Annotated in this window: 12 protein-coding genes; 11 read left to right on the forward strand and 1 reads right to left on the reverse strand. The window is 48.7% G+C overall.

Going from position 1 to position 19,445, the window contains the following annotated elements; genetic code table 11:
• Positions 1–71: 71 nt before the first annotated feature.
• The 10 genes from DXB63_RS02550 (at position 72) to DXB63_RS02590 (ending at position 17,942) form a co-directional block, all read left to right on the forward strand.
• Positions 72–3,107, forward strand: coding sequence for a TonB-dependent receptor (locus DXB63_RS02550; RefSeq protein WP_122124813.1), 3,036 nt, complete (start codon positions 72–74; stop codon positions 3,105–3,107).
• A gap of 19 nt (positions 3,108–3,126) precedes the next feature.
• Positions 3,127–4,614 carry a RagB/SusD family nutrient uptake outer membrane protein gene (locus DXB63_RS02555; protein WP_158563618.1) on the forward strand — a complete coding sequence of 496 codons (1,488 nt, stop codon included), beginning with the start codon at positions 3,127–3,129 and terminating at the stop codon, positions 4,612–4,614.
• A gap of 1,193 nt (positions 4,615–5,807) precedes the next feature.
• Positions 5,808–7,748, forward strand: a complete 1,941-nt coding sequence (locus tag DXB63_RS02560) for a glucoamylase family protein (protein WP_233522744.1) — start codon at positions 5,808–5,810, stop codon at positions 7,746–7,748.
• Between the two features lie 566 nt (positions 7,749–8,314).
• Positions 8,315–8,488 (forward strand): hypothetical protein, encoded by a 174-nt coding sequence (locus tag DXB63_RS17855; RefSeq protein ID WP_158563619.1) that lies wholly within the window; start codon positions 8,315–8,317, stop codon positions 8,486–8,488.
• Positions 8,489–8,692: 204 nt separating this feature from the next.
• Complete coding sequence (locus DXB63_RS02565) at positions 8,693–10,945, forward strand: glycoside hydrolase family 3 N-terminal domain-containing protein (protein ID WP_122124815.1); 2,253 nt, start codon at positions 8,693–8,695, stop codon at positions 10,943–10,945.
• Between the two features lie 653 nt (positions 10,946–11,598).
• A complete protein-coding gene (locus DXB63_RS02570; protein WP_122124816.1) occupies positions 11,599–12,474 on the forward strand; it encodes a pyridoxamine kinase in 876 nt (291 codons plus the stop codon).
• Between the two features lie 181 nt (positions 12,475–12,655).
• Positions 12,656–14,929 (forward strand): carboxypeptidase-like regulatory domain-containing protein, encoded by a 2,274-nt coding sequence (locus DXB63_RS02575; protein ID WP_122124817.1) that lies wholly within the window; start codon positions 12,656–12,658, stop codon positions 14,927–14,929.
• Between the two features lie 314 nt (positions 14,930–15,243).
• Positions 15,244–15,534 (forward strand): hypothetical protein, encoded by a 291-nt coding sequence (locus tag DXB63_RS02580; RefSeq protein ID WP_147332245.1) that lies wholly within the window; start codon positions 15,244–15,246, stop codon positions 15,532–15,534.
• Positions 15,535–15,928: 394 nt separating this feature from the next.
• Positions 15,929–16,552, forward strand: a complete 624-nt coding sequence (locus DXB63_RS02585; RefSeq protein ID WP_122124820.1) for a hypothetical protein — start codon at positions 15,929–15,931, stop codon at positions 16,550–16,552.
• A gap of 4 nt (positions 16,553–16,556) precedes the next feature.
• Complete coding sequence (locus tag DXB63_RS02590) at positions 16,557–17,942, forward strand: replicative DNA helicase (protein WP_122124821.1); 1,386 nt, start codon at positions 16,557–16,559, stop codon at positions 17,940–17,942.
• Positions 17,943–18,328: 386 nt separating this feature from the next.
• Here DXB63_RS02590 and DXB63_RS02595 read toward each other — a convergent pair whose 3' ends face one another.
• The gene (locus DXB63_RS02595; RefSeq protein ID WP_122124822.1) at positions 18,329–18,577 is read right to left on the reverse strand and encodes a DUF4248 domain-containing protein; all 249 of its coding nucleotides are present in this window, start codon (positions 18,575–18,577) and stop codon (positions 18,329–18,331) included.
• 337 nt (positions 18,578–18,914) lie between these two features.
• Here DXB63_RS02595 and DXB63_RS02600 point away from each other — a divergent pair, with 337 nt between their 5' ends.
• On the forward strand, positions 18,915–19,337 hold the full coding sequence (locus tag DXB63_RS02600; protein ID WP_233522746.1) for an HU family DNA-binding protein: 423 nt from the start codon (positions 18,915–18,917) through the stop codon (positions 19,335–19,337).
• The last annotated feature ends 108 nt before the right edge of the window (positions 19,338–19,445 follow it).

The following is a 19,445-nucleotide window of genomic DNA, read 5'->3' on the forward strand; positions in this document are numbered from 1 at the left end:
CCTGCCTGCGTTAATCTCTGAACAATCCCCGCCTCCCTTTGTTGTGTATCGCAAATACTAAAACCTAAATTATGAAGAAATTATTGTTCTTATCTTTGTTGTTTTGCATGGCGGCGGGTGTGCACGCTCAGGGCAATATAACCGTTACCGGGAAGGTGATGGATGGAGAGATGAATGAACCCATCATCGGAGCAAATATTTTGCAGAGGGGCACGGCACATGGTGCGATAACCGATCTCGATGGAGTTTATTCGATTAGTGTACCGATGGATGCGGAGCTGGTGTTCTCGTATGTGGGGATGCAGACACAGGTGATACGGGTGGACGGGCGCCACACCATTGACGTGACGATGAAACCGGATGCCAAGACACTGGACGAGGTAGTGGTGGTGGGCTACGGCACTTCCCGTAAGCGCGACCTTACCGGATCTATCGTCTCCGTGAAAGGCGATGAGCTTACCTCCACTCCGGCATCTTCACCCGTGTCGGCTTTGCAGGGGCGTGTGCCGGGCATGAACGTTACTACAACGGGTAGTGCGGGTACGGCTCCGAGCATTACGATCCGCGGTATCGGCTCTATGGGAAATTCGAACCCTTATTATATTGTGGACGGGATGTTTACGGATAATATCGATTTTGTGAACCCCAATGACATCGAGAGCATGGAGGTGCTCAAGGATGCTTCTTCACTGGCTATGTTTGGTGTGAAGGGTGCGAACGGTATCATCATCATTACCACAAAGAAAGGTAAGGAGGGAAAGGTACTGTTCAATTTTGACAGTTATACGGGCTTTCAGACAGTGATGAAAGGCGACCGTGTGAAGTTGGCGGACGGGAATCAGTTTACGGATTGGTACAACGAACTGCTTCGCAACTCTGCCGCCGATATGGGGGAGGGGGCTCCTTCTCCTTTCCTCCCGCAGATAGCGGGCAAGGGTACGGATTGGGTGGACGAGGTAACCCGCCGGGCCATTATCACCAATCAGTCTTTTAGCGCATCTTCGGCTACGGAGCGCAGTCATTCCTTCTTCAGCTTGGGATATTTCAAGCAAGACGGTGTAGTGAAGTATGATAATTACCAACGTGTGACGGCTCGTTTCAACACGGATTATTCTTTCAACGACTGGGCTACGGTGGGAGGCAATCTGGCTTTCAGCTATTGGGATAAGAAGACCAACTCTTTTTCGTCCTACGGGGATATTCTGACCTCTGCCGTTCGTGCGATGCCTACTTATGCGCCTTATGAGGAGAATGGAGAGTTCATGATGCCGGACCGCTTGGTGCAGGCTCGTGTCAACAATCCCTTGGCGATGGCAAAGACGGGGACGTATGACAACAAGTCGCACGGCTACCGCATGATGGGAAATGTGTTTGCCGACATTCGTCCGCTGAAGAAGCTGACGTATCACTTCGGGGCTTATCTGGATTTGGGTATCAACAGTGACAAGCTCTACAAAGAGAAGTTCCGTTATGATGCCAACTATGAGCAACCGAACTCGTCTCTTCGCCGCAACAACGAGGAGTTTACCACTTTCCAGCAGGAGCATACCCTGACATGGGATGACAAGATAGGCGACCACCGCTTTAAGGTGATGGCGGGTTTCACGACCAATTACCAGAGTCAAGACGGCTTTTGGGCTGCACGAGACTCCATCAATGTAGCCGGAAACCAGTCTGACCTGCCCGATGAATTTCAGATGTTGGGCATGGGAAAGGTGCAGACCGCTACCAATGGCGACGGTCGTTCCGAAGAGACGCAGATCTCTTATTTCGGACGTGTGAACTACTCTTATCTCGACCGTTATATTCTCTCGGCCACGCTGCGCAGGGATGGCTCTTCCAAGTTTGCCAAAGGCAATCGCTGGGGCACATTCCCGTCGGTAGGTCTGGGCTGGGTGCTTAGTGAAGAGCGTTTTATGAAAGAGAATCTTCCGCGTGTGGACTTCCTGAAGCTGAAAGGGAGTTGGGGTAAACTGGGTAATGACCGCAGTAGCGGACGTTATGATTACTATCAGTTTGTGAACCCGAACGGTCAGGTGGCGGTGATCGGTAATTCGTTGATAACCTTGCCGAGCATTACGGCAATGGCAGACCCCGGACTGACGTGGGAGAAGATGGAAGGAACGGAAGTAGGTTTGGAAGGTCAGTTCTTAGGGCAACGCCTTGCTGCCGAGTTCACTTTCTTCAATCGTGTCACGAGAGACTTTCTTGCGTCTGTTCCCGTTCCCGCAGCTGTGGGCAACGGATATATGATCAGCAATGCCGGAAGTATGCGCAACCGTGGTTTTGAGTTTGCCGCCAGTTGGAACGGACAGGCAGGTGATATGACCTATACCATCACCGGAAACCTGACTTATACCAAGAATAAGGTGTTGTCTCTGGGCGATGGCAGCGATAAGGTGGATGGCCCGTGCATTACGAAAGTAGGCGAGACCATCGCTTCTTTCTACGGTTATAAGACGGCGGGCGTATTCCAGACACAGGAGGAGGTGAACGCTTACGTGAATGATAAGGGCGAGAAGATGATGCCGGATGCGAAAGCCGGTGACTTCCGTTTCAAGGATGTGAACGGTGACGGGGTTGTCAATGAGAAAGACCGTACCATTCTCGGTGCTTATTTTGCTCCGGTCACCTTCGGTGTAAGTGCCAGCTTCCAATATCATGGCTTTGACCTGGCGCTGGAATTGGCGGGAGTGGCAGGCAATGATATCTATAACTCCAAGAAAGCCCCTTATAACTTCAACCAGTTCAACTTCCTCGAAGGATGGAAAGACCGTTGGCATGGTGAAGGTACATCCAATAAATATCCGATCTTGAGCAATCAGCGTCCCGACAATATGCGTGCTTCCGATTTCTTTGTGGAGAACGGCAGCTATCTCCGCCTGCGTACCTTGCAGCTCGGATATACTTTCCCGCGTGAATGGATGCAGCGGATATACCTGAACAAACTCCGTGTGTATGTCAATGCACAAAACCTGTTTACCCTCTCGGCATTCAACGGTTGGACACCTGAGGTGGGCGGCAGTCCACTGCGCTCCGGTGTGGACGACGGTGCGCTTTATCCGATACCGGCAGCCGTGACCTTTGGCTTAAACGTAACATTCTAATCCTAATACAGACATGATTATGAAATTAAAATATATAACCGCCGCTTTGTCGGCAATGCTGCTTGCCACAGCTTGCAGCGATGATTTCCTGAACCGCAAGCCCTACGGCTCCACCACGAACGAGGATTTGGGCTTCAGCGAGAACGAACTTTATCTAGGCATGGTATTCGATACCTACGGACATCTGCGCTCGTATGATGTCTCTGCAATGCCGTTTGTGGGTATCACCAGTGTGACGTCCGGTGATGCCGATAAGGGCAGTACGCCGACGGATTCGCCGGAGATGGGGCAGTTGGCGAACTTTACTTTCAATGCAGACAACGGGTTGATTTCCGCTTGGTATACGGGAAATTTCGCAGGCGTATCCAAGGCAAACGAAGCGCTTAGTTTCCTTGCCACCGCTCCGCAGAACGATTCCATCGAGGTGATGAAGGCGGAAAGCCGTTTCATGCGTGCGCTATATTACTTTAATCTGGTTCGGGCTTTCGGCGGTATGCCTATCGTAGACCATAAGCTGGAACAAGACGAACAGTCTCCTGCCCGTAGCTCGCTTGCCGCTACTTACGACTTTATCCGTGAGGATTTGGAGTATGCCGCTCCGCTTCTTCCGGAGAAGAGCACTGCCGGAACAAAATGGTACGGACGTGCCACCCGTGGTGCAGCCAAGGCTTATCTGGCGAAGGTTTATCTGTATCAGAAGAATTGGTCGGAGGCGTATCGTCTGACGTCGGAGATCATTACTTCCGGTGAATATAACCTGTCTACTCCTTATGATAAAATCTTTACCGAAGCGGAGGAGAACGGGCCGGAAAGTGTATTTGAGACGCAGTGCGATCAGAACATACTGTACGGACAAAGTATCGGTTCTCAATATGCCGAGGTGCAGGGCGTGCGCGGTTCGCTCAACTTGGGTTGGGGTTTCAATGTGCCTTCCCAAAGATTGTTGGATGCGTACGAGGAGGGAGACCCCCGGAAAGATGCCACGGTTATCTTCCGAGGTACGTATGTGGAGCCGGGTGAACTGGTTCCTGCGGATGCGGACAATCCTTACTATAACAAGAAGGTGTATCCGTGGATAGATGAACGAAACAAACCGAACCGCGACTTCTGGAATGGTTACTGGCAGAAGGGTTCTTGGATAGATATCCGCTTGATGCGTTATGCGGATGTGGTGCTGATGAATGCGGAGGCTGCCTGTGAGTTGGGCAATACGACGGATGCGTTGGCTAAGCTGGAGATGGTCAGGACTCGTGCCCGTGGCGGAAACAAGAATATCTTGCCGGAGGTGAAGACAACGGATATTCCGAAACTCCGTGCTGCCATTCACCATGAGCGTCGTATCGAACTGGCGATGGAAGCGGAACGTTATTTTGACCTCGTTCGCTGGGGAGAAGCGGCAGAGGTGCTTGGCAGTAAGTGGGTGGCAGGAAAGAATGAACTGTTCCCGATACCGCAAAGACAAATCGACCTGAGCGGGGGAACGCTGACGCAGAATGCGGGATGGTAGTTCGCTCGTTTGCTTGAGAGTGCTGCTGCATTTCCTCCGCTACTCTTTCTCTGCGTGACGCTAAAGGAGGCAAACTCGCTTCGCTCAGACAAGCCTCCTTCTTCACGCGTCTCTCCGTTCATTCGCTTGACGCTGCGTAAATGATGCAGCTCTCTCAAGCAAACTCGCTGTGGTAGTGGGGTGGGGGGAGTTTTTTAGGGGGATCTCGCTTCGCATCGAAGTAGTATGTTTTTTTGCTGTATTCTATTGCGCTTTGCTTCGCTGCGCTGCGCTTTGGGGTGATATGTCTCTTTGCTGCTCTTCATGTTGCTTACTGCGCTTCGCTGGCTATTACCGCTTGGCGAAACAAGAGGGGCTGTGCCCCCTCTCCCTCTGTTTATAGAGGGAGTACCCCGTAGGGGGGAGGGAGTTTTTTCTTTAAGTTGAGAATTGAGAGTTGAGAATGGGAGAAATTCCTTCGTGGCTTCGCGGCGTCTCCTCTATAAGCAGAGTAGGTATTTTAGATAGTTTTGGCTATCATCGCTTGGCGAAACAAGAGGGTCTGAGACCCTTCTCAAACAAGTTGCTGTGATAGTGAGCTTTAGATGTGATTTTGGGTGCGGAATGTAGTGAAAAAGATGAGGACGATTGAATACGAACATACGGTCCTTTGTCTGTAAACGATAGGAGTTTGTCATCAATCGACCGTATGTTTATTTAGTTGAGAGTTGAACAAGTTGAGAATTGAGAATGGAAGAAACTTCTCTGTCGCTTAGCGGTCGGAATGAATCAAAAGTCAAAGCATCCAAGTTTCCCCGCTTGAGCGGGGATTAAGGGGTGTGTGATCTTTCTTTGCTTGTTAAACTGTTAGAAAATTCACACACCCCCTACCCCCGCTCAAGCAGGGGAATTGAATGCGGAATGCGTCGAAAGCCAAAGTATCCAAGTCTCCCCTGCTTGAGCGGGGATTAAGGGGTGTGTGATCTTTCTTTGCTTGTTAAACTGTTAGAAAATTCACACACCCCCTACCCCCGCTCAAGCGGGGGAATTGAGAAAGCTTTGAGACAACCTCTTTGAATAATTCAGACCATCATAGACAGGAGTATTTAAAGAATACAGAGTAACGGTCTCGTAGAAAGCAGCATAGAAGCATATCACCTCAAAGCAAAGCGAAGCAAGCACAATAGAATACAACAAAGAGACATACTACTTCGATGCGCAGCGAGACTCTTCCGAATGTAGCATGGAGCGATGCGAAGCGAGCTTCTCTCGAGTATTTCCGGCATCAGTGGAGAAGCGTGAAGAAATATTGTTTCATTTCCGTGAAGGACAAAACGCTGTTTGAGCGTAGCGAGTTCGGTTTGTTCAGGAAATGGAAGAATATGTTAGCTTCGCAACGTAAGCCGGCGTTTTTTCTTTGTTTCGTTTCTTTTGTACGCACAAAAGAAATGAAAAGCCTGCGCGGCTCTAGCGCAAACAAACAAAAACTAAAAACTAACGTTATGAAACAATTAATATTTATAGCAACCATCCTCCTTTCCCTGCTGTCCTGCAAAACAGACAGCGTGAAAGACTCAAGTGGCTCGGACAATGACGGTAACTTCTCACCCGATGAGTCTTACCTGAAAGACCGTGACCTGTTGGATAAGCTCCAGCAGGATGCATTCAACTATATGTGGAACTATGCCCATCCCGTGTCCGGACTCGCTTTGGAACGGAATACGGGCAAAGATACTCCGGTTACTACCGGAGGCAGTGGCTTTGGCATTGCCGCCATCGTGGTAGGTGCGGAGCGTGGATGGATTACCCGCGAACAAGCGGTGCAACGCCTGACAAAGATTGTCTCCTTCCTGAAGGATAAGACGGAGCGCAACCGGCTTCACGGGGCTTTCCCGCATTGGCTGAACGGTGAGACGGGGAAGACCATCGCTTTCAGTCCGAAAGACAACGGGGCGGATATCGTGGAGACCTCTTTCCTGATAGAAGGATTGCTCATCGCCCGTGCCTATTTCATGGGAAACGGGGCGGAGGAACAGCTTCGCCGGGATATTACCGGAATATGGAACGATGTGGATTGGAACTGGTTTACGAAAGGTGAGAATGACGGTCTGTACTGGCATTGGAGTCCCGATTACGGTTTCGATATGAACATGAAGATACAGGGATTCAACGAATGTATGGTGACCTACGTGCTGGCGGTTTCATCGCCTACACACCCCATCACCCGTAGGGCATACAATTATTGGACATCGGGCGAGGGATATACCGACCGGGTATACAACGGTTATCCCATCCAGGCATCCATGTTTTATACCGGCCCTCTGTTCTTTGTACATTACTCCTTCATCGGGCTTGATCCGAAACAGATGTCGGATGATTATGTGACTCGTGGTTATTGGGTACGCAATGTCACCCAGACACTTATCAACCGCGCTTATTGTCTGGAGACAGCCCCGAAAGAGAACCGTTACAGCCAGGTCTACTGGGGGCTGACAGCGAGTGATATTCAGGGCGGTTATACGGCGAGTGCACCCGATAATGACCATGCTACGGTAGCTCCTACGGCTGCACTCAGCAGTATGCCTTATACGCCTCAGTATTCCATGCAGGTATTGTGGAATATCTATAATAATTACCGGAATAAGATGTGGGGATTGTATGGGCCGTATGATGCCTTCAGTCTCCGTTATGACTGGTTTGCCAATAGCTACTTGGCTATCGACCAGCTCCCCATTCCTTGTATGATAGAGAATTACCGGAGCGGACTTCTGTGGAAGTTGTTCATGGGCGACGGGGATGTACAGAAAGGACTTGCGGTAGCAGGTATCCGTCCCCCCGTGTTCAAGACGGGCTTCCCCGAAGTGGTCGTCACCTTAGAGGCAGCTCATGGAAAGTATGTGGAAGATGCTTATGACATTCGCCGCTATCCGGACAATGGGCTTTACATGATACCGTATTATGTGGAGCAGTCCGGCAAGGCAGTCTTTACGATAACAAACCGTGACGGAGTAATTGTGCGGACAATGGATGAGCGTGCGGATACAGGGCGAAATATGCTGACTTTTCCGCAGTTTGTCCGTTCAGGGGATGATGTGTGTACGTTGACCATGACAGTAGGAGGAAAGGAATATAAACTTCCGATTCGATTGCATTGACGCTCGTTTGTTTGAGCGTGCTGCTGCATTTCTTCCGCTGCTCCTTCTCTGCGTGACGCTAAAGGAGGCAAACTTGCTTCGCTCAAACAAGCCTCCTTCTTCACGCGCCCCTCCCGTTCATTCGCTTGACGCTGCGTAAATGATGCAGTTCTCTCAAGCAAACTCGTTGGGGTAGTGGGGTTAGGGGGAGTTTGGGGATCTCGCTTCGCATCGAAGTAGTATGCTTTGGGTGCGGTATGTGGTGAAAAAAGATACGGGCGATTGAACACAAATATACGGTCGGTCGTTCTTATTAAGTTGAGAGTTGAATAAATTGAGAGTTGAGAGTGGAAGAAACTTCTTCGTCGCTTTGCGGCGCCTCTTATAGGGATGGGCTACCATAAGCAAGAGTAATTTTACGTTGCAGTAAGCAGTCGTAATTTCAAGCTCTCCCTCTGTTTATAGAGGGAGTCCCCGTAGGGGGAGGGAGTTCTTTCTTAAGTTGAGAGTTAAGAGTTGAGAGTTGAGAATGGAAGAAACTCCTCCGTCGCTTCGCGCCACCTCCTCTATAAACAGAGGAGGATCTTTTGGGTAGTTTAGACTATCATAAACGGGAGTATTTAAAGAAAGCAGCGAAGATACATACTACTTCGATGCGCAGTGAGACTCTTCTGGATGTAGCATGGAGCGATGCGCAGCGAGCTTCTCTCGAAAAGAGCGAGCTTCTCCTGAGTATTTCCGGCATCAGTGGAGAAGCGTGAAGAAATATTGTTTCATTTCCGTAAAGAACAAAACGCTGTTTGAGCGTAGCGAGTTCGTTTTGTTTAGGAAATGGAAGAATATTTTAGCTTCGCAACGTAAGCCGGCGTTTTTTCTTTGTTTCGTTTCTTTTGTACGCACAAAAGAAATGAAAAGCCTGCGCGGCTAGAGCGCAAATAAACAACCAAAACCTAGACATATAAATTATGAAACAGACCTTTAAGAACCTAACATTCATCGGAACCATCGCCATCGCATTGGGAAGCTGTTCCGGCACAAGCTCCGACGATTACCCCCGGACTCCGTGGGGCAACGATAAACAAGTTTATGAACGTGTGGACTCCGTCATGAAGCTGATGACGTTGGAGCAAAAAGTAGGGCAGATGTGCCTGCTCACTAGTAATTGGGACGTTACCGGGCCTACCATGCGCGACAATTATGCCGAGTATATCCGTTCCGGACAGGTGGGGAATATCTTCAATGCCCACACCACCAAGTACACCCGTGAGCTGCAACGTATTGCCGTCGAGGAGACAGAGCGGAAGATACCTTTGTTGTTCGGGTATGACGTGATACACGGGCATAAGACCATGTTTCCGATTTCGCTCGGGGAGAGTTGCTCATGGGATACGGTAGCCATCGGACGGGCGTCGCATATCTCGGCGGTAGAGGCGGCTGCTTCCGGCATCCACTGGACGTATGCTCCGATGGTGGACATCGTGCGTGACCCTCGTTGGGGACGTGTATCCGAGAGTGCCGGTGAAGATCCTTTCCTAGGGAGTTGCATCGCGGCTGTCCGTGTGAAGGCCATACAGGGAGATAATCTTGCCGATAAATACAGCGTATTGGCTTGTGTGAAACATTTTGCCGCATACGGCGCGGCACAGGCGGGGCGCGATTACCACACGGTGGACATCTCCGACCGCGAACTGCGTGACATCTATCTTCCACCGTTCAAAGCGGCGGTAGATGCAGGTGTGGGAAGTATCATGACCTCTTTCAATGAGTTGGACGGCGTGCCGGCATCTGCCAGCGATTACCTGTTCAAGACCATCCTGCGTGATGAATGGGGCTTCAAAGGTTTTGCCGTGACGGATTATACGGCTATCAACGAACTGGTGCCTCACGGCGTGGCTGCGGATAGGGAAGAGGCGGCGTTGCTGTCTATCGACGCAGGTATCGACATGGATATGGAGAGCATGGCTTACGGTGATTATCTGGTGAAGCTCGTAAAGGCGGGCAAGGTGAAGGAAAGTCAGATAGACACCGCCGTCCGCAGGATTCTTGCCATGAAAGTACGTTTGGGATTGTTTGACGACCCTTATCGCTATTGTGATCCCGAAGCAGAGCAGAAGATGATTTATGCACCCGAAAACCTCTCGGCGAGTCGTGACATGGCGCGTAAGAGTTTCGTGTTGTTGAAGAATGAGAAGCAAACCTTGCCTTTGCCACGCAACCGACACATCGTGGTCATCGGTGAACTGGCGAATACGCAGCGCGACCTGATAGGCTCATGGCAAGCTGCGGGCGACGCTTCCCGTTGCATGACGATATTGGATGCCATCCGCAGGCAGTCCGGACCGCAGGCTACGATTACTTACGTGGAAGGTTGTAAGGTGGACGGCACTGATAAAAGCGGTTTCCCTGCTGCTGTGGCGGCTGCCCGCAATGCCGATGCGGTAGTGTTTGTGATGGGCGAGCGTTGGGATTTGAGTGGTGAAGCCGCTTCCCGTTCCAACATCGATGTGCCCGGTGTGCAGACGGATTTGCTTGCGCAGTTGGCAGCATTGCCCGTACCCGTTACGGTTGTCCTGATGAATGGGCGTCCGCTTACTCTGGAGCGTGAAAGCCAATTGGCGAATGCCATTCTCGACGTATGGTATCCCGGAACGGAAGGCGGCCCGGCAGTAGCCGAAGTGCTTTTCGGAGATTATAACCCTTCCGGCAAGCTCACGATGACTTTCCCCCGCAACGTAGGGCAAGTACCTATTTATTACAACATGAAGAATACCGGACGCCCCATACAAGGTGATGAGAAATATACCAGCCGTTATCTGGATGTACCCAACACACCGTTGTATCCTTTCGGTTTCGGTCTGAGCTACACCACCTTCCAATACTCCCAACCGATTGTCAGCTCTACCACGTTGACAGACAGCGCACCGATTACCGTCTCCGTCACCGTGACCAATACCGGAGACTATGATGGTGAAGAAGTTGTACAACTCTATGTGCAAGACTTGGTAGGCAGTGTCACCCGTCCGGTGAAGGAGTTGAAAGGGTTCCGCAAGCTGATGATAAAGAAAGGTGAGAGCGCAGATGTGAAGTTCGCCCTCACCGCCGAAGACCTTGCCTTCACCCGTAAAAACAATACATGGGGCACAGAAGCCGGCGACTATAAAGTATACGTAGGGACCAACTCCGAAGATGTTCAAGAGGCTATCTTTACGCTGCAATAGTTTTCTTAATTGAGAATTGAGAGTGGAAGAAACTTCTCCGCCGCTTCGCGACACCTCCTCTATAAACAGAGGAGGAGGGGTGTCGGATTCTTTTGTTTCGCCAAGCGATGCTTTCCTAATCTCTCCCTATAAGCAGAGGAGCTTTTAGATCGTTTAGACTATCATCGCAGGAGTAGTTAAAGCTCTCCCTCTGTTTATAGAGGGAGTCCCCGCAGGGGGAGGGAGTTCTTTCTTTAAGTTGAGAATGGAGAGTTAAGAATTGAGAATGGAAGAAACTCCTCCGTCACTTCGTGACACCTCCTCTATAAACAGAGGAGGAGCTTTTGAATAGTTTATCATAAACAAGAGTGTCTAAAGAATGCAGCGAATAGACATACTACTTCGATGCGCAGCGAGATTCTCTCGAAAACAGCGAGCTTCTCTCGAGTATTTCCGGCATCAGTGGAGAAGCGTAAAGAAATATAGCTTCATTTCCGTCAAGAACAAAACGCTGTTTGAGCGTAGCGAGTTCGTTTTGTTCAGGAAATGGAGCTATATTTTAGCTTCGCAACGTAGCCGGCGATTTTTCTTTGTTTCGTTTCTTTTGTTCGTACAAAAGAAATGAAAATCCCAAAAACTCTCCGTATATTTGTAAAAACAATAAACCGAACCTTATGTATACCAATAAAGTAAAAAAAGTAGTAGCCGTCCATGACCTTTCCGGTGTGGGTCGCGTATCCCTTACCGTTGTCATCCCCATCCTGTCGTCGATGGGCTTTCAGGTCTGCCCGCTGCCCACCGCCGTGCTGTCCAGCCATACCCAGTATCCCCGCTTCTCGTTCCTTGACCTCACGGATGAGATGGTGAAGATTATCCGTGAGTGGGAAGAGCTCGAAGTACAGTTTGATACCTTCTATACTGGTTATCTCGGCTCGCCCCGTCAGGTACAGATTGTGGACGGATTCATCAGCGATTTCCGCACGCCGGACAGCTTGGTGGTGATCGACCCCGTGCTGGGCGACAACGGACGCCTGTACTCCAATATAGACGCTACGATGGTCTACGAGATGCAAAAGCTCATCCATCGTGCGGACGTCATCACGCCCAATCTCACCGAACTGTTCTACCTGCTCGATAAACCTTATCAGACCGAAATCTCCGATGATGAGCTGAAATTCTATCTGCGTGAGCTGTCGGACAAAGGCCCGGAGGTTGTCATCATCACCAGTGTTCCCGTGGCAGACAATCCGCACATGACCTCCGTCTATGCCTACAACCGTAGCGGCAACCGTTATTGGAAGGTCACTTGTCCGTATCTTCCCGCGCACTATCCCGGCACGGGCGATACCTTCACCAGTGTCATAACAGGTGCGCTGATGCAGGGAGACAGTCTTCCCATTGCCCTCGACCGCGCTGCGCAGTTCATCCTGCAAGGCATCCGTGCCACTTTCGGTTACGAATATGACAACCGCGAAGGCATTCTTCTGGAGAAGGTGCTGCACAACTTGGATATGCCGATACAGATTAATAGTTACGAGCTGATAGGGTAACGGAAAAAGCTTTTAGCTGTCAAACGTAGGCTTGAAATAGATAATAGCGGAAGATAATTAGATAATATCGAACATACTTATGTTGAGATATTATCTAATTTTGCATAGAAGATAGGAGAGATTTAAATTCTATGATTGTAGAATTAATTCTTAGCACAATTTCAAACCTTAAAATAATACGATGAAAAAAATCATATTATTTGTCCTACTGCTTTGGTCTGTACAGCTCATGATGGCGCAAATTGTAACAGGTACGGTTCTTAATGAAAAGAATGAAGCGTTACCCTACGTTACGGTGCGTTTGCTAAAACCGGATTCTACATTTGTTCAGGGAACTTCCACTGACAGCTTGGGTGTTTATTCAATTAGTTTTAAGCAAAAAGGAAAATTCTTATTGAGCATAAGTTCCATAGGATATCAGGCAAAAGTTTTTCCTGTGGAATTGCTAAATGATAAGCAGCTCTCTGCTGTGGTCTTGGAAACAGATAATGTCGTATTAAATGAGATTACGGTAAAAGGCACTTCTTTTGTCCGGCAAGACGATAGGATCTCGATTTACCCCGATAATAAACAAATAAAACATTCGACTACGGGATACGACCTGCTCTATAGGTTAATGATTCCGGAAATAGATGTGGATCGTTTAAAAGGGAAAGTTTCTACTTTGGGCGGAGAGGCAACGCTCTATATTGACGGGCGTAAAGTGGATGCCCGGGAAGTACGTGACTTGTATCCCAAAGAAATTGAAAAGATAGAATATTTTGATGTACCTGTCGGGAAATATATGAATGATGTGGCAGCCATCAATTTTATTACGAAAAAATATAAGACAGGAGGCTATGTGTCATTGAATGCAGAACAAAGAATAGGATATTTGAACGGTAATTATAGCGGTGTAGCCAAATTATCCCACAATAACACCAGTTACTCCTTATTTGCCGGTCATTCCATGAGCGATTATGACGGAACGACAGATGATACGCAAGAACATTTCGTGTTTTCGGATCACGAAACAGACAGGTATTCGGGTACATTGGAAAGTAAAGTGAAAAATAATAGCCAATATGCCCAACTGAATTTAGCCAATCAAAACGACAGGCATTCCATTACAGGCAAACTGTCTTTTGTGCGTAATGACGTCCCGAATAATTACAGTCGGAGTCGGTTGGGATATGCTGATTCCGGTCAGCAGCAGGAAAGTTTCAAAAATACAAATCAATCGGGGTGGAAATCGGGAGTGGAACTTTATGGCTATTTTCAATTAAACGGCAAACAGTTTCTTGAAACGACTTTGCATGGTAGCTATGCAAACAACTCTTACGCTTATGCTTACCGGGAAAATACCTATTCCACTTTGACAAACAGCAAGGAAGATTTATTTGATTTCTCGGTCATTATGAATTACGGCATTCAATTTGCACATCAAAATTCGTTGACTATACAGGCTTATCATCTTCATACCATCAGTACGGTTGATTATAAAGGGAGTAATTCTTCATGGCAGCACTTTTGGGACGGAGAAAGTTTACTGTTTCTGGAGTACAACCAAAAGTTCGGGAAGAAGCTCTCGCTCAGATTCGGTCCGGGACTGTCTTATGTACAATATCGACTGCATGGAGATGAAAGAAAAGACAAGTTTTCACCCCGCTTGCATTTTAATTTGATTTATCGTTCTTCAAAGAATCAGCAAATCAGGCTGGGATGTCCTATAGGCAACGGATATTTAAGAATCGATCAGTTGAACGAAGTGGAGCAGCAAATAGATTCTTTGCAAATAAGACGTGGGAATCCCCATCAAAAGATTGCTTTTCAAACTACCCCTATGATTACTTATAGCGGACAGTTTGGAAGATTCAACATTGGGGCAAATCTTCTGTATAACGTAATCAATAATGCTACCGTCGAATATTTCTATATGGAAAATGATAGGTTGATAAGAACTTTTCGGAGCGAGGGCAAACATCGGTCGTTCACAAGTCAGTTGTCGGGCGCATGGAAAGTGACGGACAATCTACGTATCAAGTTAGCAGGCAATTGGGTATATGTGAAATACAAATCTACTCCCGAAGAATTGAAATACTTCTCCGGCAGTGCACAGATAGATTATTATTGGAGTGATTTTTCATGTGGTGTATTTGCCAAGTCAAGAACTAAATGGCTTAATCTGAACCTGATGCGTGGAGCCGAACCGTTTCAATATGGTGGTTATGTAAGTTGGACTCATCATAACTGGCATATAGAAGGTGGGTTTAGAAACCTTTTTGTCAGACACAGCAAAAAAGAATCTGTGATGGATAGGGGAGTGTATCGTTATGAGAATGTTGCAATCAGTAAGCTCGATCAGCAGACCGGTTACATAAAGGTTGCTTATACATTTGACTTTGGAAAGAAAATCTCTCGTGATAATAGCAATATCGACAAAGTAATCAACAGTGCAATTTTGAAAACCAATTAAGGGAGGAAAGGATGGAAAATTAGTCCGGATTAAAAAAATAAAGAATCCGTCTCCATCCGCCTAATCAGCGTTGTCCGCGAACCATCGGCTTTCTTTAATTTCTCCGTGATATTTTCCTTCTCCTCATACGCCCGATTAAAAACAAACATACGGTCGATTGCCTACAAACTCCTATCGTTTGTCGTCAATCGACCGTATGTCCGTACGCTTCCCGGCTACTCCGTCTTTTTCATCAAAACCGCCGGGGCGGAATAATCTTTCAGTTCCTCGTCGTCCAACTCCAACAGTACGAGATGTTTCTTATTTTTTATGCAATGTATCACACTTTGGTTGAGACGGATGTAATCAAAATGGTAGCGCATCAGCTTCAGGTGACTGAGCAGAAGTTTCAGATAAGTGGAAAGAGTTATATTGCCCGTGAGGTAACCATTTCGTACGGAGCTTTTACTGATGTCGGAGAAGTCGGCAATCTCATTGTAGGTTACATTGTTGAGCAGGTGCAGGTACTGGATTTTTTCATTGAAACTGCGGCTTACTTCCTCTATGTATTCGGGGGAGACGGGGCTAGTGAGGTTTTTTTTTCTCTTGTCTTGATTGATTCATAACTTTTATTTGTTTTAAATGATTAGTAGTTAGACGTTTATAAAACGTGTCATTATAATAACACGCAAAAGTAAATATAAATGCTGAATTTTGCGGTGCAATTGGGAAATATAATAGTCATAAAATTTCCATAATCATTTCACGGCAGAATTAAACTAGGACAAAACTGTTTCCGGTTTTTACTCTTTATCCCAAAGAAATCTCCCGCCAAATATTATGTTAATAATATTTCTTTAATTCTTTACTTATTTCTTATACCTATATAAGGGGTATGGGCAAAATGTGGGCAAATATAGGGCGTACTTTTTGCTAACGGGCAGATAAGCTGATGCTTAGAGCGGGCAAATCTGTAGGCAGAAAGTGGGCATAATAGTAATAACTTAAAATAACAACAGAATGAAAAAGAAAAATGGGTATGTAGGTATGGGTAGACGGGGGCATCTGATGGTGCCCAGAGGTTTGTTGAATGAAATATTCGGTGCGCAGGAGAGTCCGGTCAGTGAGCCGCTTGCCTTTTTGTGTATGCTCACGAAGATGAATTACTCCGACCGCACGGTCAGGGGGAAACTCTTGGAGAGGGGCGCGTCGATGCTTACGCTGAATGAGTGGAGCGCGCTGTTCGGGTGGAGCAGAAGGAACACCGGCCGATTCTTCGAACTGCTGGAGGCGGAAGGAGTAATCGTCATCGACAGGAAGTGCCGCCCGCATCGCCTGCGGATAGTCGATTACGAGGAACTGTGTGCCAACCGGAAGGCGTGCGACAAGTCCGACGGGGAAGGAGAGAAGCCACTCACGAAAGCGGAACGGATGTTCGAGGAGTTTTGGACGTGCTATCACGACGTGACGGCGCAGACACCGATGGAGAAGTACGCCGCGCAACGGGAGTGGAAACGGATGAACCTGCGTGAACGGACGATGGCGTTGGAGAATATCGAGCAGTATTATATGTGCCTGCCCGATGTGCGCCACGTGAGAAAAGCGTATAACTATCTAAGGGACAAGAGTTATCTGATTGATTAAGAGCATGGAAAAACGAACGGAGAACAACAATCCTTCTGTCCCCGAGATAGAAGAAGCGGTGCTGGGGGCTTGCCTGATAGAGCGCAACGCCCTGCCCGAAGCAATGAAAATCATTCGTCCGGAGATGTTCCACATGGACATCCACGTGGAAATCTACCGGGCGGCGATGGCGCTCTACGGGCGTGGAGAGGCGGTGGACATACTCACCGTGACCGAGGAACTGAAACGGATGGACGCGCTGGAGCGTGTGGGAGGGCCTTACTACATCGCCCAACTGTCCGGCAAACTAGCCAGCTCCGTGCATCTGGAGCAGCATTGCCACATCCTGCGGATGTATTATCTACGCAGGGAGTTGATACGGCTGCTCGCCGGGATGCAGGCGCAGGCACTCGACCCAACGGTGGATTTGTACGACACGATTATCGACACGCAGCGAGAACTGACCCGCCTGATGGAGGACACGCCTTTGCAGAACAACCTGCACACGATGGCGGAGGTGATGGACGTCACCCTCGGCGAGGGCGTGGAGCGTATGCGCAAGTCGGTGAATGGTGTGACGGGCATCCCCACCGGATTGCGGGATTTGGACGAGCTGACGGGAGGCTGGCAGCGGGGCAATGTCATCTACACCGCTGCCCGTCCGGGTGACGGAAAGACGGCGCTCGACCTCTTTTTCGCCAAGCAGGCGGCTATGGCGGATGTGCCCGTGGTGTACTTCACCCTGGAGATGTCCGCACGAGAGGTGGGCGACCGCTGGATGCTGTCCGAGTGCGATATCGACCCGAATGCGTGGAAGGGCGGACGGCTGACGGATGCGGAGCTGGAGACGGCACGCATCACCACCGAGCGGATGAAGCAACTGCCCATCCACGTGGACGATACGCCCTACATCAGCATCGACGAGATATGCCTCACCGCCAAGTCGCTCCATGCCAAAGGGCTGTGCCGCCTGGTGCTGGTGGACTACCTTCAGCTTTGCCGGGTGATGACCGGCGGGCGAAACCGTGAGCAGGAGGTGGCGGAGTGCAGCCGTAAGCTGAAAGCGCTGGCAAGGCGTTTGGACTGCCCCGTCATCGTGTCCAGCCAGTTGAACCGTCAGGCAGAGAGCCGTCCCGGTCAGATACCCCAAATCAACGATTTAAGGGAGAGCGGGGCGATAGAGCAGGATGCGGACATCGTGATGCTGCTCTACCGTCCCAAGCGTGCCGGCATCCAGACCGACAAGGAGAGCGGATACGCTACGGAGGGGCTGGGCATCGGCATCATCGCCAAGCATCGTAACGGTGAGACGGGTAAAGTGTACTACGGTCACAACCGCAGCATGACGAAAATAGGCGATTACGTTCCCACTGCGGAGTGGCTCATGAAGAATGTGAGGTTATTTAGGTGAGAGTTGAATAAGTGGAGAGTGGAGAGTTGGGAGTTGGGAATTGAAAATTGAAAGTTGAAAATGGGGAATGCGGAGTGTGTCGAAAGCCAAAGCATTCAAGTCTCCCCGCTTGAGCGGGGATTAAGGGGTGTGTGATCCTTCTTTGCTTATTAAACTGTTAGAAAATTCACACACCCCCTGCCCCCGCTCAAGCAGGGGAATTGAATGCGGAGTGTGTCGAAAGCCAAAGTATTCAAGTCTCCCCGCTTGAGCGGGGATTAAGGGGTGTGTGATCTTTCTTTGCTTATTAAACTGTTAGAAAATTCACACACCCCCTGCCCCGCTCAAGCAGGGGAATTGAGATAGTTTTGACAACCTCATTTCGCGCCTGAAAAATAGAAGGCCGCTTACACCTCTTCCGGATAAAACGGCTCGCCCAAATGCCGCACAATGAGCCGCACCTCTCTCGGTGTAAGGTCTTTCCGGCACGATGAAGTGGAAAAACCACATTCGGCAAGCTCGCCCATCAGAGGCGTGCACCGCCTGATCCATCTTTTCAGCTTCTGCGAAGCCATCTCCTGAGAAAGTTCGGGGAAATACATCATCGCCAGTTCGGACTTGCTGTAACATCTCACGGTAAATATCTCGTTTTCCATTTGCTTGTATCTTTGTTGTTATTACTCTGTAAATATACTGATTATTAGCGATATACGAAAGTAAAAGCAACTTTAGTTTTTATTATTGCCTTCTCCCTTTCACATCCCTTCAACGCCCGTCAGCCCACCAATGGCATGCCGTATCTTTGCAAAGTAATCCGGTTACAACAGTATCAATAAACAGAAGAAAGCCGATGGTTCGCTGATGACGCGGATCGAGCGGATAAAAACAGATTTTTTTATTTATAAAATCCGTATAAATCCGCAGAATCAGTGTTATCCGCGAACCTCGCTTCTTCGTTCTTAATTATTAATTCTTAATTTAAAACAAAAGATTATGCAACAGTATGTAGTTATTGCCAGAAAGAATCCGTTGAAGATGGATGAGTCACCCCGTTACTATGCCCAGGCACGCAGTGCGAAGAAAGTAGATACAGAGAAAATCTGTCAGCGCATCAGCGAACGTTCCAGTTATTCCCCCGGAGAGTTGGAAGGGACGATAGCCGAGTTCCTGCTCGAATTGAAAAACGTGCTCGAAGAAGGTAACACGGCACAAGTAGGCAAGTTGGGTAGCTTCCGTCTGTCAGTGCGTACGGGTCAGCCTACCGATACGGTGAAAGATTTCAAGAATACGAATGTAGGCAGATGCCGTGTCATCTTCTCACCCGGCACCCATCTGGTGAGTATGTGCAAAACCATGAAGTATACGCCTTATAAGAGCGAAGCGGAGAAGGAAGAAGAGGTTGTGAAACCGTCTTAAAGAAGAAATCCCGATGGTTTGCTGATGATGCGAATATGGCGGATACCAACGGATTCTTTATTTATAAGATCCGCATAAATCCGCCGAATCAGCGTTATCCGCGAACCT

Source organism: Bacteroides sp. OM05-12, assembly GCF_003438995.1.
GTDB lineage: Bacteria > Bacteroidota > Bacteroidia > Bacteroidales > Bacteroidaceae > Bacteroides.

Bases quoted from the DNA above. Each gene is read 5' to 3' on its own strand.
- DXB63_RS02600 (WP_233522746.1), top strand. From the start codon at position 18,915: ATGCAACAGTATGTAGTTATTGCCAGAAAGAATCCGTTGAAGATGGAT.
- DXB63_RS02580 (WP_147332245.1), top strand. From the start codon at position 15,244: ATGTATCACACTTTGGTTGAGACGGATGTAATCAAAATGGTAGCGCAT.
- DXB63_RS02555 (WP_158563618.1), top strand. From the start codon at position 3,127: ATGAAATTAAAATATATAACCGCCGCTTTGTCGGCAATGCTGCTTGCC.
- DXB63_RS02570 (WP_122124816.1), top strand. From the start codon at position 11,599: ATGTATACCAATAAAGTAAAAAAAGTAGTAGCCGTCCATGACCTTTCC.
- DXB63_RS02550 (WP_122124813.1), top strand. From the start codon at position 72: ATGAAGAAATTATTGTTCTTATCTTTGTTGTTTTGCATGGCGGCGGGT.
- DXB63_RS02575 (WP_122124817.1), top strand. From the start codon at position 12,656: ATGAAAAAAATCATATTATTTGTCCTACTGCTTTGGTCTGTACAGCTC.
- DXB63_RS02595 (WP_122124822.1), bottom strand. From the start codon at position 18,577: ATGGAAAACGAGATATTTACCGTGAGATGTTACAGCAAGTCCGAACTG.
- DXB63_RS02590 (WP_122124821.1), top strand. From the start codon at position 16,557: ATGGAAAAACGAACGGAGAACAACAATCCTTCTGTCCCCGAGATAGAA.
- DXB63_RS02565 (WP_122124815.1), top strand. From the start codon at position 8,693: ATGAAACAGACCTTTAAGAACCTAACATTCATCGGAACCATCGCCATC.
- DXB63_RS02560 (WP_233522744.1), top strand. From the start codon at position 5,808: ATGCGCAGCGAGACTCTTCCGAATGTAGCATGGAGCGATGCGAAGCGA.
- DXB63_RS02585 (WP_122124820.1), top strand. From the start codon at position 15,929: ATGAAAAAGAAAAATGGGTATGTAGGTATGGGTAGACGGGGGCATCTG.